Here is a 12,421-nt window from a genome sequence, read left to right as displayed (position 1 = left end):
GACGGCGGCTCGCAGGTGGCCGCGGGGCGGGCTCGCGGAGGGGAAACGCGCGTGGGGATCGAGAGCGACCAGCTGGTCTACGACTATCTGAGCCGGGTCGGCGACCTGGCCCAACAGCGGCAACTGCCCTCCGGGGACCGGAGGCGCCTGGTGTCGTCGCTGCGCAACGAGATCGACCGGCAGCGGGCGAAGTACGGGACGGAAACCCCGGCGACGGTACGGCGGGTGCTCGGGCGGTTCGGCACGCCGGAGGAGCTGGTGGAACGGGCCGCCTCCGGCGCGGGCCTCGACCTGGGCGCGCCCTCCCCTCCCGCGGCGCCTTCCTCTTCATCCGGTTCCTCTTCCGGCGCGTCGTACGCCGTCCCGGAGCGGTCGCCCGCCTCGGAGCGGGCTGTGCCGGTCCAGCGGGACCGGCTCTTCCCGGGGCGGACCAAACGCGTGCCGCGGCCGCGTCGGCGTGAGGTGGCGGAGGAGCCTCCCGCGCCCTCGGTCCCGGCGCCGCCGCACCTCGCCGGGATGGACGAACTCGGCCGCCAGGGCGACGAGCCCGACTGGTGGCGGCTGGGGCCGCCCGGCCCGCTCGGGGGCGACTCCGTCGCGGGGTTCGTCGGCGGGGTCGAGATCCCGGAGATACTGCGGCCGCCGGTGGAGGACGAGGACGAGGAGGGGGAGGGGGATGCGGACGGGGACGCGGATGGCGAGGGCGAGGGCGATGCCGAGGGCAAGGGCAAGAGCAAGGATGGCTCGGAGGACGTCGATCTCGTCGAGGCGCCCCCTCTGCGGCGCCGCCGCCTGCGTCTGCGCCGCCCCGCCAGGAGCCGGGCCGCCGCGCTGTCGAACCCCCTCCTGCTCCTCGCGGCGGCGCTGCTCGTGGCGGGCGCGCTGTTCGGCCTGTGGCTGGCTCTGGGCGCGGGCTGGCTCCTGGCGTACGCGTCCCGGCGGCTGACCCCCGCGGAGTCGAAGTGGGCGGTCTTCGGGGTGCCCGGCCTCACGCTGGTGGGGGGCTTGGTGTGGCTCTGGGGCCGCCAGGACGGCCGCTGGGGCGATCCGATCGCCCAGGGCGAGATGGGGGTTGCCCTGTCGGGGATGTGGCCGTGGCTGATCCGGATCGCGGCGGTGGGGTCGGCGTCGTTCCTGGTCTGGCGGTCTCAGCGGGGCGTGCGCTGAGGGGGTGGGCGGGTGTGCGGGGGCTCCGCCTTGTGGTGCCGGGGAGGGCGGTCCGGCTGGCCGGGGTGCGCTGGGGCTTCGCCCCGGGCCCCGGGGGTTTTGCCCCTCCCCGCCCCTTCCCGTAACCCTCCGGGGGTGGAATGGGGGTGGCTTCCCAAGGGCTGCGCCCCGGGCCCCGTTTGTTTCGGGTGCGGACCGTGCGTGGCTGGTCGCGCAGTTCCCCGCGCCCCCAACCCCCTGTCGGCCTCGCACCGTGCGTGGTTGGTCGCGCAGTTCCCCGCGCCCCTAACCCTCTGTCGGCCTCGCACCGTGCGTGGTTGGTCGCGCAGTTCCCCGCGCCCCTAACCCTCTGTCGGCCTCGCACCGTGCGTGGTTGGTCGCGCAGTTCCTCGCGCCCCCAACCCGTTTCCGTCTGCGGACCGTGGCCGCTTCTCGCGCCGTTCCCCGCGCCCCCAAAGATCCGTTTTCGTCCGCGGGTCGTGGTCGCTTCTCGCGCAGTTCCTCGCGCCCCTGTAGGTGGCCCCGAATGCCTCGGTGCTGGCCCGCATCGGCATCCTCAGCCTGTCCGGCGTTTGAGGACGAGCGCCGTTCAGGCGCGACGGGGGTTCGAGGGGCGCAGCCCCTCAGGGGGTCTGGGGCGCAGCCCCAGGGCCCGAGCCCTTCAACCCCGCCGCACGGGATGGGGGTCCCCCCTGCTCATTAAGAGCTTGGGGGAGGGTGGGCAAGCCTCCCGGGGTCTGGGGCGGAGCCCCAGGGGGGCCCGGGGCCTACCAACCCCGGGTAACGGGCGGGTGGGTGGGCAGGCAACCCCCCCAGGGACGTCAGCGCGGGAGCAACTCGGCAAGTTCACGCAGCACTTGATCGGCAGCGGTGTAACCGATGCCCTGGATCCAGAGCTGGTCGTCCACCCCGTGCGCCCGCCCCGCCCGCACCGCGGCCAACCCCTTCCACAGGGAGCCGGCCAGCGTCCGGGGCGCCCCCGCCTTCCCCGGGTCGCCGTACGTCGCGTAGAAGATCACGTCCGCCGCCGCGAGATCGATCCGCTCGGGGCTCACCTCGTACGCGAACCCGCCCTTCGCCTGGTCGACGACCGCCGGCCGCCCGAGGCCCACGTCCGCCAGGATCGTCGCGATGAAGTTCTGCCGCTCGTAGATGCGGATGTCCGCGCCCTCGACGAACCGTACGACGTTCACCTTCAGTGCCGCCGCCTTGGCGGGGCCGCCGAGCCGCGCGGTCAACTCCCGTACCCGCGAACCGTATGCGGCCGTCACCCGCGCCGCCTCGGACACCCGCCCCAGCGCCTGTGCGTGCACCTGGAAGTTCTGCTTCCAGGGGTAGCCCGTGGACTCCGTCATCACCGTCGGCGCGATCTTCGACAGATCCCCGTACTTGTCCCCGTGCCGCACCTTGCTGGTCAGGATCAGGTCCGGCTTCAGCGCCGCGACGGACTCCAGGCCGGGGTTCAACATCGCGCCCACGTCCCTGATCCCGGCGAGCCGGTCCTTGGGGAGGTAGTCGAGGAACCCGGAGGCGGCGTCCGTGTGCGTCGCGCCGACCGGGCGGACGCCGAGCGTGATCGCCGAGTCGAGTTCCGCCGTGTCGAGGACGACGACCCGCTCCGGACGGGACGTGACCCGTACGTCTCCCATCACGGTCTTCATGACATGTGAACTGCCGCCCTCGGCAGGGGAGTTGGAGCGGCCCGACGGCGTGCAGGCCGCCAGTGCCAGCACCGGCGCGCCGAGCAGCACGCCACGGCGGGGAAGGGTCATCCGGGAATCCTCTCCTTCGGGGGTGCGTAGGGGGCGCCGGGCACCACCAGGGGCGAGCCCGTCACCGGGTCCGGGACCACCACCGAGTCCAGGCCGAACACCTCGCGTACGAGTTCCGCCGTCACCACCTCCTCGGGGCGCCCCTCGGCGACGATCCGCCCCGCCTTCATCGCCACGAGGTGGTCGGCGTACCGCGCGGCCTGGTTGAGATCGTGCAGGACCATCACCACCGTACGGCCCCGCTCGTGGTTCAACTGCCGTACCAGGTCCATGACTTCGACCTGATGGGAGATGTCCAGATAGGTCGTCGGCTCGTCGAGCAGGAGGACGTCCGTCTCCTGGGCCAGGGCCATCGCGATCCACACCCGCTGGCGCTGGCCGCCCGACAGCTCGTCGACCGGGCGGTCGGCGAGGGCCGTCACGTCCGTGCGGTCCATCGCGTCGGTGACCGCCCGCTCGTCCGCGTCCGACCACTGCTGCCACCAGTGCTGGTGCGGCTGGCGTCCGCGCGAGACCAGGTCGGCCACGGTGATCGCCTCCGGCGCCACGGGCGACTGCGGAAGCAGGCCGATCGCCTGGGCGATCCGCTTGGTGGGGATGCGCGCCAGCTCCGTACCGTCGAGGAGCACCGCGCCGCCCCGCGGCTTGAGCAGGCGGCCCAGCGCGCGCAACGTGGTCGACTTTCCACAGGCGTTGGGGCCGACGATCACCGTCACCCGCCCGTCCGGCACCGCGAGGTCGAGGCCGTGCACGACGGTCCGGTCCTCATAGGCGAGGGTCAGCTCACGGGCCGTCAGCCGGCTGGTCATCTACTTTCCTCCAGTCGTACGGCTGCGCACGATCAGCCAGATCAGATACGGGGCGCCGATCACGGCGGTGAGCACGCCCACCGGCAGCTCGGTCGGCGAGAACAGCTTGCGGGCGAGCAGATCGGCGAGCACGACGATCACCGCGCCCGTCAACGCCGAGCAGAACAAGGGTATTTGGGCGGTACGGGTCATCCGTCGGGCGATCTGCGGCGCGAGCAGCGCCACGAAGTCGACCGGCCCGGCCGCGCCGGTGGCGACCGACGCCAGGATCACGCCGATCACGACCAGGCCGAGCCGCACCCGCCCGAGCCGCACGCCGAGCGCGGTCGCGGTGTCGTCGTCGAGGGAGACCGTGCGCTGGGCGCGGGCCGCCCACAGCACGGCCGGCACCAGCGCGAGCAGCACCCAGCCGAGCGGCGCGGCCTCGTCCCAGCCGCGCCCGTTGAGCGAGCCGGTCATCCAGATCTGGGCCTGCTGGGCGACCAGATAGTCGCCCTTGGTCATGAACAGGGTGGTGATCGAGCGCAGCGCGATCGCGAAGCCGATGCCGATCAGGACGAAGCGCGTGGCGTGCAGCCCGCCGCGCCAGGCGAAGACGTACACGAGCGCCGCCGCCAGAATTCCGCCGACGACGGACAGATACGGCAGCACGGTGTACGAGGTGACGCCGAACGTCATCGCGCCCACGGTCAGCGCGGAGGCGCCCTGGCTGATGCCGATGATGTCGGGGCTGGCCAGCGGGTTGCGGGCGACGGTCTGGATGAGTCCGCCCGCGATGCCGAACGCGGCGCCGACCATCAGGCCCACCACCATGCGGGGCAGCCGCAGGGTGTTGACGACGAGTTCGGCGTCCGAGTCCTGGCCGGTCAGCACCTTGAGCACGTCGCCGGGCGGCACGAAGCTCTCGCCGACGCAGAGGTAGGCGACGCAGAGCGCGGCCAGCAGGGCGAGGAGGCAGCCGCCCACCGCCGCCGCCCTGCGGTGCAGCAGGAAGGCGGCCCGGCCGGCCCGCACGACGGCGTATCCGGCGGGGCGTACGCGCGGCCCGGCCGAGGAGAGGGCGCTCATGCGGGGACCGCCTTCGCGAGGGGCCGGGGGGCCTGCGGGTCGAGTGCTTCGGTGCCGCTCATGCCGGCACCGCCTTCCTGCGGACCAGCGTGACCAGGAACGGCACGCCGATCAGGGCGGTCATCACGCCCGCCGGGATCTCGCTCGGCGGGAACACGATCCGGCCGGCGGTGTCGGCCACGAGCAGCATCACCGGGCCCACGAGCGCCGCCATCGGCAGCACCCAGCGGTGGTCGCTGCCCACGATGGCGCGGGCGATGTGCGGGATCGCGAGGCCGATGAAGGCGATCGGCCCGGCCGCCGCCACCCCGACGCCGGTCAGGACGGTCGCCCCGATGCCGCCCAGGACGCGGACCGTGGCGACGTTCTGGCCGAGGCCCTTCGCGACGTCCTCGCCGAGCGCGAGCGCGTCGAGGCCGCGCGCCACCCAGGCGACCAGGACGACCCCGACGAGCAGGAACGGCCAGATCTGGTGGGCGACTTGGGCATCGCGGCCGGCGAGCGAACCGACCTGCCAGAAGCGGAACTCGTCGAGCGCCGCGGCCTTCGTGGTGAGCACGCCCATCGTCACGGACACGAGCAGCGCGTTGATCGCGGCCCCGCCGAGCGCGAGTTTCACCGGGGTCGCACCGCCGCGCCCGCTGGAGGCGATGGCGTACACCACGACGGAGGCGATGCCCGCGCCCGCGAACGCGAACCACACGTACCCGGTCAGCGTGTGCACGCCGAGGAACGCGATCGCCAGGACCACCCCGACCGAGGCGCCCTGGCTGATGCCGAGGATGCCGGGGTCGGCGATGGGGTTGCGGGTGATGCCCTGGAGGACGGTGCCCGCGACCGCGAGGGCGGCGCCGACCATCAGGCCGATCAGGGTGCGCGGCACCCGCAGTTCGCGGACGACCTCGGCGTTGGGCGTGTGCGCGCCGCCGAACAGCGCGTCGAGCACCTCCGACGGCGGGATCTGGCGCGCGCCCACGGCGAGCGAGAGCAGGACGGCGACCAGGAGCGCCGCGACGGCCGCCGCCGTCGCGAGCACGCGTCTGGTCCGGCGGGGTGCGGCGGCTGGCATAAGGCCCATCACGGTCGACGTTTCGAGAGTTCGGTGAGGCCGGCTCCGACGAGGTCTGACCTCGGCGGGCCGGCTTCGGTAAGGCTTGGCTAACTACCGGGCCAGTCTAGGGGGCCGGTTCCGCCGCCCGTCTGGGCACAATGGCCTTCATGCCCCTCGACGCACCCACGGTCGGCTTCGACCTCGACATGACCCTGATCGACTCGCGACCCGGCATCCACGCCGTCTACCAGGAGCTTTCCGCCAGGACCGGGACGTTCATCGACGCCGACCAGGCCGTCAGCCGACTCGGGCCGCCGCTCGACTGGGAGCTGCGGCACTGGTTCCCCGAGGAGCAGATCGCGGCGATGGTCCTCGCCTACCGTGAGATCTACCCCACACGCGCGATCCTGCCCACCCCCGCGCTGCCCGGCGCCGCCGACGCGGTGCGCGCGGTGCAGGAACTCGGCGGGCGGGCCGTCGTCGTCACCGCCAAGAACGCGCCCCAGGCCCGGCTGCACCTGGACCACCTCGGCATCACCCCCGACGAGGTCGTCGGCGGGCTGTGGGCGGAGGGCAAGGCGACGGCGCTGCGCGAGCACGGCGCGGCCATATACGTCGGCGACCACCTCGGCGATGTACTCGGCGCGCGGGCCGCGGGCGCCCTGTCCGTCGGCGTGCCGACCGGACCGATCGGCGCGGCGGAGCTGCGCGAGGCCGGCGCCGATGTCGTCCTGGACGATCTGACGTCATTTCCGGCCTGGTTGAAGGGTTACGCCGCCGAACGTGCTTGACAGCCGGGCCTCGTACTCGCGTACGGGACCGGCCGGTTCGGGTGGGCTTCCGGCCCGGTCAGACGCGGGCCCGGCGGCGCTGCTCCCCGATGGTGAGCAGCACGCCCGCCCCCGCGATCAGGAAGCCGACGCCCATCAGCATGCAGACCAGATAGGCGACGGACGGGAACGGGGCGGTGTGCAGGAACAGCGGTGCCACGGTGACCAGTGTGGCGAGCGCGCCGACGAAGAACACGACGACGCCGACGCGAACCAGCCGATCACCGGTGGTGAGGGCGTCGCGGTCGGTCCTGGCCTGGGTTTCGGTACTCACCCCGCCAGGGTAGTTCCCTGCTCGTAAGGACAGGCCGGGACGTCTTGTCAGCTGCCCCTGGACCATTAGCCTTGGTGTCGGCGGGTCGGAAGGCGACCCGCTGTCGTGCTATCCAGAGCCGTTTTCGGCGCCCCCGCACACAACGACGAGTACGAGGACGAGGACAGACGTGCCTACCGGCAAGGTCAAGTGGTTCAACAGCGAGAAGGGCTTCGGCTTTCTCTCCCGCGACGACGGCGGCGACGTCTTCGTCCACTCCTCCGTGCTCCCCGCCGGGGTCGACGCACTCAAGCCCGGTCAGCGCGTCGAATTCGGCGTCGTCGCCGGTCAGCGCGGCGACCAGGCCCTGTCGGTGACGGTCCTCGACCCGGCCCCCTCGGTGGCCGCGGCCCAGCGCCGCAAGCCCGACGAACTGGCCTCCATCGTGCAGGACCTGACCACCGTCCTGGAGAACATCACGCCCATGCTGGAGAAGGGCCGCTACCCCGACAAGGCCGCCGGCAAGAAGATCGCGGGCCTGCTGCGCGCGGTGGCGGACCAACTGGACGTGTGACCCCGTCGGGGTTCAGGCGAACGACAGCGCATCGCGGCCGAGGGGCGGTACGAGCCCCTCGGCCGCGGCGCGTGTCAGCAGACCCCGCACCGCGGCGTAGCCGTCCTCGCCGAGGTCGGCGGTGAACTCGTTGACGTACAGCCCGATGTGGCGGTCGGCGACGGCCGGATCCATCTCCTGGGCGTGCTCCAGTACGTACGCCCGGGACGCCTCGGGGTCCTCCCAGGCGAGCCGCACGGAGGTGCGGGCCGACTCGGCGAGCAGGCGCAGCGTGTCCGCACCCAGCGAGCGCTTGGCGATGATCGCGCCGAGCGGGATGGGCAGCCCGGTGGTCGACTCCCAGTGCTCGCCCATGTCGGCGAGGCAGTGCAGCCCGTAGTTCTGGTACGTGAAGCGGGCCTCGTGGATGACGAGTCCGGCATCCACCTTGCCGTCGCGCACCGCGGGCATGATCTCGTGGAACGGCATCACGACGACCTCGCCGACCCCGCCCGGCACTACGTCCGCGGCCCACAGCCGGAACAGCAGGTACGCCGTCGACTTCTCGCTGGGCACGGCGACGGTCCGGCCCGTGAGGTCCATGCCGGGCTCGCGCGTGAGGACCAGCGGGCCGCAGCCCCGGCCGAGCGCGCCGCCGCACGGCAGCAGCGCGTACTCGTCGAGGACCCAGGGCAGCACCGCGTACGACACCTTGAGCACGTCGAACTCCCCGCGCTCGGCCATGCCGTTGGTGATGTCGATGTCGGCGAACGTCACGTCGAGTGCGGGTGCGCCCGGCACCCGGCCGTGCGCCCACGCGTCGAAGACGAAGGTGTCGTTCGGGCAGGGAGAGTAGGCGATCTTCAGCGCCGGTTCAGTGCTCATGCGAGGTCCAACTCTCCAATGCTGGGGGTAGCTTCCCGAATGCTTCGGTGAGGGCGGCGAGGGCGTCGCCGATCCGCCAGGCCGAACGGTCGCGCGGGCCAACGGAGTTGGAGATCGCGCGGATTTCGAGGACCGGCAGGCCGTACTGGTCGGCAGCCTCGGCGACACCGAAGCCCTCCATCGCCTCGGCGGCGGCGGACGGATGGCGGGCCAGGAGTTCGGCGGCGCGCTCGGCGGTGCCGGTGGCGGTGGTGACGGTGAGGACCGGCCCCGGGAGGGCACCCAGGGCCCGGGCCGCGTCCTGGCACAGGCGGTGCGGGGAGGCCAGCCGGTCGCGGCCGAAGCCCAGTTCGCTGACGGGCAGGAAGCCCTCGGGGGAGCCGGCACCCAGGTCGGCCGCGATCAGGTGCGAGGCGACGACGAGCGAGCCGAGCGGCGCGACGCCGGGGAAGCCGCCGCCGATCCCGGCCGACACGACCAGGTCGTACGGGGTGCGGGCGAGCGCGATGGCGGTACCGGCCGCGGCCGCCGCGGGGCCCACGCCGACGGGCAGTACGTCGATCTCGACGGCATGGCCTGCGGCACGGCAGCGGGTGAGCGGCGGGCGCGTACCGTCGGGACGTACGTGTTCGCCGACGGGCGGCGCGTACCCGGCGACCGCGAGGCCGGCGGCGACGGAGTCCGCCTCCGCCGCCACCGCGGTCACGACCAGTACGCGCATCAGGCAGGCCCGGTCGTCAGGAGTTGGTGCGCTTGAGCGTGAAGCTCCAGACCGACTCGGGCTTGTTGTCCTTGTCGACCTGCACGATGCTGACCTTCTTCTCCTTCGGCGCGGCACCGCCCTGGCCGCTGGCGAAGACGTCGGCGTTGGGGAAGCTCCGGTAGGTCTGGGCGGACGCCTCCGTGATCGGGCTGCCGTCGAGCAGCGCGATCCACTTGCTGCCGTTCTCGACGACCTTGGGGTCGACGCCCAGACGCAGGGTCGAGCCGGGCGCGTAGTCGATCGACTTGGCGTCCTTGACGCCGCTGAGGCAGCCGGTCAGCTTGGACTCGGCGAGCGGCTTGCCGTCCTCGCCGCGGCAGGACGCCTCGGCGTTGACCGAGTTGGTGCCGACCGTCACGGTCGCGAGAGGCGTCGGCTTGTCGCAGGCGGAGAGGACGAGGAGTCCGGCGGAGGCGGCGGCGAGTGCGGCGCCGGCCCGGCGGGCCCTACCGGAATGAAGTGACATTGTGCGGCTCCGCCGCGGGGCAACGGTCATGAAGTGAAGGCTATCGGTCGCCCCGAGCCACGCCGCGCGGGGGTGCGGCGTGCGGTGTGGCGCGGGCCGGCCGACGTGCCCGCCCGGTCCCCGGCGGCTCAGGCCACCCGGGGGTGGGGCGTGCCGCGGTGGGCCGCGCCGAGCAGGCCGCGTACCGAGACGGCCGCGCCGAGCGCGAGCAGGCCCGCGGCCACCGACATGCCGAGGATCCCGTTCAGCGGAAGCGCTATGCCGATGGCACCGCCGAGGACCCACGCCACCTGGAGGAACGTCTCCGAGCGGGCGAACGCGGAGGTGCGGACCTCCTCGGGCACATCGCGCTGGATCATCGCGTCCAGGGACAGCTTGGCCAGGGCCTGGGTGAGCCCGGCCGTGGCGCCGAGCACGGCCACCATCACGCCGCTGAAGAACGCGGCCGACAGGACGGCGGCGCCCAGCGCGATCGTCAGCATCGTCACGATGAGCACCTCGGGCCCGCGCGCCTTGAGGAGCGAGCCGACCGCCGTACCGAGCGCGTTGCCGATGCCCGCCGAGACGCCGACGATGCCGAGCGATACGGCCGCGCTCTGCCCGGACAGCGGGTGTTCGCGCAGCAGGAACGCGAGGAAGAAGATCAGGAACCCGGACAGGGCGCGCAGCGCGGCGTTGGCGTACAGACCGTTCTGCACGGACACTCCGACGGTCCGCAGGCCGGGCTTGCGGCCGCCCCGGTCCGACAGGCGGTCGGTGAGACGGTCCGAGAGTCGGTCGGAGCGGCGGTCGGAGAGGCGTGCCTTCGTCTCGCCCTTGGCCGAGTCGACCTTCGCGGGCAGCGTGAAGGCCAGGAACGTACCCCCCAGGAAGACACAGCACGCCCCGTAGAGCGGCCACTCGGGCCCGATGCGGGAGAGCCCGGCACCGATCGGGGCGGCGGCGCCGGTGGCCAGCAGACCGGCGAGGGTGACCCGTGAGTTCGCCTTCACCAGGGAGAAGCGGGGTGGCAGCAGACGCGGCACCACGGCGCTTCTGACCACGCCGTACGCCTTCGACGCGACCAGCACGCCGAGGGCTGCGGGGTAGAGCTCCAGGCCGCCGGTGGCGACCGCGCCCGACATGGTCAGGGCGAGCAGCGCGCGGGCCAGCATCGCGCCGGCCATCGCGGCGCGCCGGCCGTGCGGCATCCGGTCGAGCAGGGGGCCGATGACGGGCGCCAGGAGGGTGAACGGGGCCATCGTGATCGCCAGGTAGAGGGCCACCCGGCCGCGCGCCTGGTCGGTCGGCACGGAGAAGAACACGGTCGAGGCGAGCGCCACGGTGATCATGACGTCGCCGGCGCCGTTCACCGCGTGCAGCTCGATCAGTTTGCCGAGGCCCGACTCACCGGCGCCGTGCGCATGGGTGGCTTTTCTGATCGAACGCGCCGTCCCCGTGAACGGCAGATGCAGGGCGCGACCGACCGCCCGCCCTGCCCTGCCCAGGCGGCCGGACCCGTCCGAAGAACCTGACGACCTCGCGGTTGCCACCCCGCCATAGTGCCCCAACCCCGTCCGACCCGAACCAGGATTCGGACGTGCAGGTGGGCCGCGGGCCACGAAGGGGGTAGCGTGACAGGCGCGCCGCCCGCGGCTGCCCAAGGCCGCGCGCCTCTCCGCGATCCCGCAGAATGGGTCGCAGAAGGTGCGCCTCCACGCTCATACGGAGCAGGGGGGACCCCCTTGGTCAGTGAACTGGACAGCCGCTGGGCAGTTGATCGCCCGGGCGCGGACGTTGACGCGGCCCCCTGGTCCGCTCCGCCCGCCCCGTACGCACTCGGCTCCCCGGCGCACCCGTGAGACGGCGTAGGAGAGAAGCGAGACCTGTGAGTGCTGCGACGACGCGAAGCCGTACCCCTGACCGCCTGTGCGCCGAGGCGGTCGACCTAGCCCGCGAGGCGGCGGAGGAAGCCGCCGCGCCCGGTGTGGTCGGCGAGCACGTGACCCTCGTCTCGGAGGGCGACCGGGTCGTCACGCACTTCTTCGAGTGCAAGGAACCCGGCTACCGGGGCTGGCGCTGGGCCGTGACGGTGGCCCGGGCCTCCCGCGCCAAGCTGGTCACCCTCGACGAGACGGTCCTGCTGCCCGGGCCCGACGCCCTCCAGGCCCCCGAGTGGGTGCCGTGGAGCGAGCGGCTGCGGCCCGGCGACATGGGCCCCGGCGACCTGCTTCCGACGGAGGCCGACGACCTGCGGCTCGAACCCGGCTACACCGGCGAGGACGTGCCGCCGCCGAACTCGGCGGTCTCCGAGGAGATGGCCGAGCGGGTCGACGCGGAGGACGCCGAGCTGGCGGACCGGTCCGACGCGGCCTCCGCCGGCACCGCGCGCGGCTCCATCGCGGCCGTCGCCGACGAGCTCGGCATGCGGCGGGCGCGGGTGCTCTCGCGGTACGGGCTGCACGCGGCGGCCGACCGCTGGGAGGAGTCCTTCGGCGGGAAGACCGCGATGGCGCAGGCGGCGCCGGCCTCCTGCGAGTCCTGCGCGTTCCTCGTTCCGATCGCGGGGTCGCTGTCGCAGGCGTTCGGGATCTGCGCGAATGAGTTCGGTCCGGCGGATGGGCGTGTCGTGGCGCTCGACTACGGGTGCGGGGGGCATTCGGAGGCTGCGGTCATGCCGAAGCCGCCGCGTCCGGCGGCGCCGGTCCTGGACACGATCGGTCCCGACCCGCTGCCGCTCCGTCCCGCCCGCGACGGCTCGGTCCCGGAGACGCCGGACCCCACGGAAGACCTGGGCCACTCGTAGCCCTGGCCCCGCGGGGCGC

The 12,421-nt window shown here is 73.2% G+C and carries 13 protein-coding genes; 4 read left to right on the top strand and 9 right to left on the bottom strand.

What is annotated here, in order from left to right:
- The first annotated feature begins 51 nt into the window (after positions 1 to 51).
- The gene (locus CG740_RS26180) at positions 52 to 1,167 is read left to right on the top strand and encodes a hypothetical protein (protein ID WP_100577730.1); all 1,116 of its coding nucleotides are present in this window, start codon (positions 52 to 54) and stop codon (positions 1,165 to 1,167) included.
- 821 nt (positions 1,168 to 1,988) lie between these two features.
- On the opposite strand, the gene CG740_RS26175 is transcribed toward CG740_RS26180, so the two are convergent.
- Genes CG740_RS26175 through CG740_RS26160 form a run of 4 tightly spaced genes read right to left on the bottom strand, consistent with a single transcriptional unit; the run spans position 1,989 to position 5,885 of the window.
- Entirely contained in the window at positions 1,989 to 2,939 is a 951-nt protein-coding gene (locus CG740_RS26175; protein WP_100577729.1) for an ABC transporter substrate-binding protein, read from the bottom strand.
- Positions 2,936 to 3,748, bottom strand: a complete 813-nt coding sequence (locus CG740_RS26170) for an ABC transporter ATP-binding protein (protein ID WP_100577728.1) — start codon at positions 3,746 to 3,748, stop codon at positions 2,936 to 2,938. Before CG740_RS26170 ends, CG740_RS26175 begins: the two co-directional genes overlap by 4 nt.
- Positions 3,749 to 4,816, bottom strand: coding sequence for a FecCD family ABC transporter permease (locus CG740_RS26165; protein WP_100577727.1), 1,068 nt, complete (start codon positions 4,814 to 4,816; stop codon positions 3,749 to 3,751).
- A gap of 58 nt (positions 4,817 to 4,874) precedes the next feature.
- Positions 4,875 to 5,885 carry a FecCD family ABC transporter permease gene (locus tag CG740_RS26160; protein ID WP_100577726.1) on the bottom strand — a complete coding sequence of 337 codons (1,011 nt, stop codon included), beginning with the start codon at positions 5,883 to 5,885 and terminating at the stop codon, positions 4,875 to 4,877.
- 140 nt (positions 5,886 to 6,025) lie between these two features.
- Between CG740_RS26160 and CG740_RS26155 the strand changes: the two genes are divergently transcribed.
- Positions 6,026 to 6,658, top strand: coding sequence for an HAD family hydrolase (locus CG740_RS26155; RefSeq protein ID WP_100577725.1), 633 nt, complete (start codon positions 6,026 to 6,028; stop codon positions 6,656 to 6,658).
- 58 nt (positions 6,659 to 6,716) lie between these two features.
- Here the strand turns inward: CG740_RS26155 and CG740_RS26150 are convergent, their stop codons facing one another.
- A complete protein-coding gene (locus CG740_RS26150; protein ID WP_234376505.1) occupies positions 6,717 to 7,004 on the bottom strand; it encodes a hypothetical protein in 288 nt (95 codons plus the stop codon).
- Positions 7,005 to 7,140: 136 nt separating this feature from the next.
- On the opposite strand from CG740_RS26150, the gene CG740_RS41770 reads away from it, so the two are divergent.
- Complete coding sequence (locus tag CG740_RS41770; RefSeq protein ID WP_100577723.1) at positions 7,141 to 7,524, top strand: cold-shock protein; 384 nt, start codon at positions 7,141 to 7,143, stop codon at positions 7,522 to 7,524.
- A 12-nt stretch (positions 7,525 to 7,536) separates the two neighbouring features.
- On the opposite strand, the gene CG740_RS26140 is transcribed toward CG740_RS41770, so the two are convergent.
- The 4 genes from CG740_RS26140 to CG740_RS26125 form a co-directional block, all read right to left on the bottom strand.
- On the bottom strand, positions 7,537 to 8,388 hold the full coding sequence (locus tag CG740_RS26140; protein WP_100577722.1) for a 1,4-dihydroxy-6-naphthoate synthase: 852 nt from the start codon (positions 8,386 to 8,388) through the stop codon (positions 7,537 to 7,539).
- Positions 8,378 to 9,109 (bottom strand): futalosine hydrolase, encoded by a 732-nt coding sequence (locus tag CG740_RS26135; protein ID WP_100577721.1) that lies wholly within the window; start codon positions 9,107 to 9,109, stop codon positions 8,378 to 8,380. Before CG740_RS26135 ends, CG740_RS26140 begins: the two co-directional genes overlap by 11 nt.
- A 16-nt stretch (positions 9,110 to 9,125) precedes the next feature.
- Positions 9,126 to 9,617, bottom strand: coding sequence for a DUF2771 domain-containing protein (locus tag CG740_RS26130; protein ID WP_199846575.1), 492 nt, complete (start codon positions 9,615 to 9,617; stop codon positions 9,126 to 9,128).
- 128 nt (positions 9,618 to 9,745) lie between these two features.
- On the bottom strand, positions 9,746 to 11,167 hold the full coding sequence (locus CG740_RS26125) for an MFS transporter (protein WP_385021154.1): 1,422 nt from the start codon (positions 11,165 to 11,167) through the stop codon (positions 9,746 to 9,748).
- A 317-nt stretch (positions 11,168 to 11,484) separates the two neighbouring features.
- On the opposite strand from CG740_RS26125, the gene CG740_RS26120 reads away from it, so the two are divergent.
- Positions 11,485 to 12,402 carry a DUF3027 domain-containing protein gene (locus CG740_RS26120; RefSeq protein WP_100577718.1) on the top strand — a complete coding sequence of 306 codons (918 nt, stop codon included), beginning with the start codon at positions 11,485 to 11,487 and terminating at the stop codon, positions 12,400 to 12,402.
- Positions 12,403 to 12,421 lie beyond the last annotated feature (19 nt).

It is taken from the genome of Streptomyces sp. CB01201, assembly GCF_002803085.1.
Lineage (GTDB): Bacteria > Actinomycetota > Actinomycetes > Streptomycetales > Streptomycetaceae > Streptomyces > Streptomyces hundungensis.
The sequence above is the reverse complement of the archived record's forward strand: the minus strand, read 5'-3'. Positions and strand labels throughout refer to the sequence as shown.

Bases quoted from the DNA above. Each gene is read 5' to 3' on its own strand.
- CG740_RS26175 (WP_100577729.1), bottom strand. From the start codon at position 2,939: ATGACCCTTCCCCGCCGTGGCGTGCTGCTCGGCGCGCCGGTGCTGGCA.
- CG740_RS26170 (WP_100577728.1), bottom strand. From the start codon at position 3,748: ATGACCAGCCGGCTGACGGCCCGTGAGCTGACCCTCGCCTATGAGGAC.
- CG740_RS26165 (WP_100577727.1), bottom strand. From the start codon at position 4,816: ATGAGCGCCCTCTCCTCGGCCGGGCCGCGCGTACGCCCCGCCGGATAC.
- CG740_RS26160 (WP_100577726.1), bottom strand. From the start codon at position 5,885: ATGCCAGCCGCCGCACCCCGCCGGACCAGACGCGTGCTCGCGACGGCG.
- CG740_RS26155 (WP_100577725.1), top strand. From the start codon at position 6,026: ATGGCCTTCATGCCCCTCGACGCACCCACGGTCGGCTTCGACCTCGAC.
- CG740_RS26140 (WP_100577722.1), bottom strand. From the start codon at position 8,388: ATGAGCACTGAACCGGCGCTGAAGATCGCCTACTCTCCCTGCCCGAAC.
- CG740_RS26135 (WP_100577721.1), bottom strand. From the start codon at position 9,109: ATGCGCGTACTGGTCGTGACCGCGGTGGCGGCGGAGGCGGACTCCGTC.
- CG740_RS26130 (WP_199846575.1), bottom strand. From the start codon at position 9,617: ATGTCACTTCATTCCGGTAGGGCCCGCCGGGCCGGCGCCGCACTCGCC.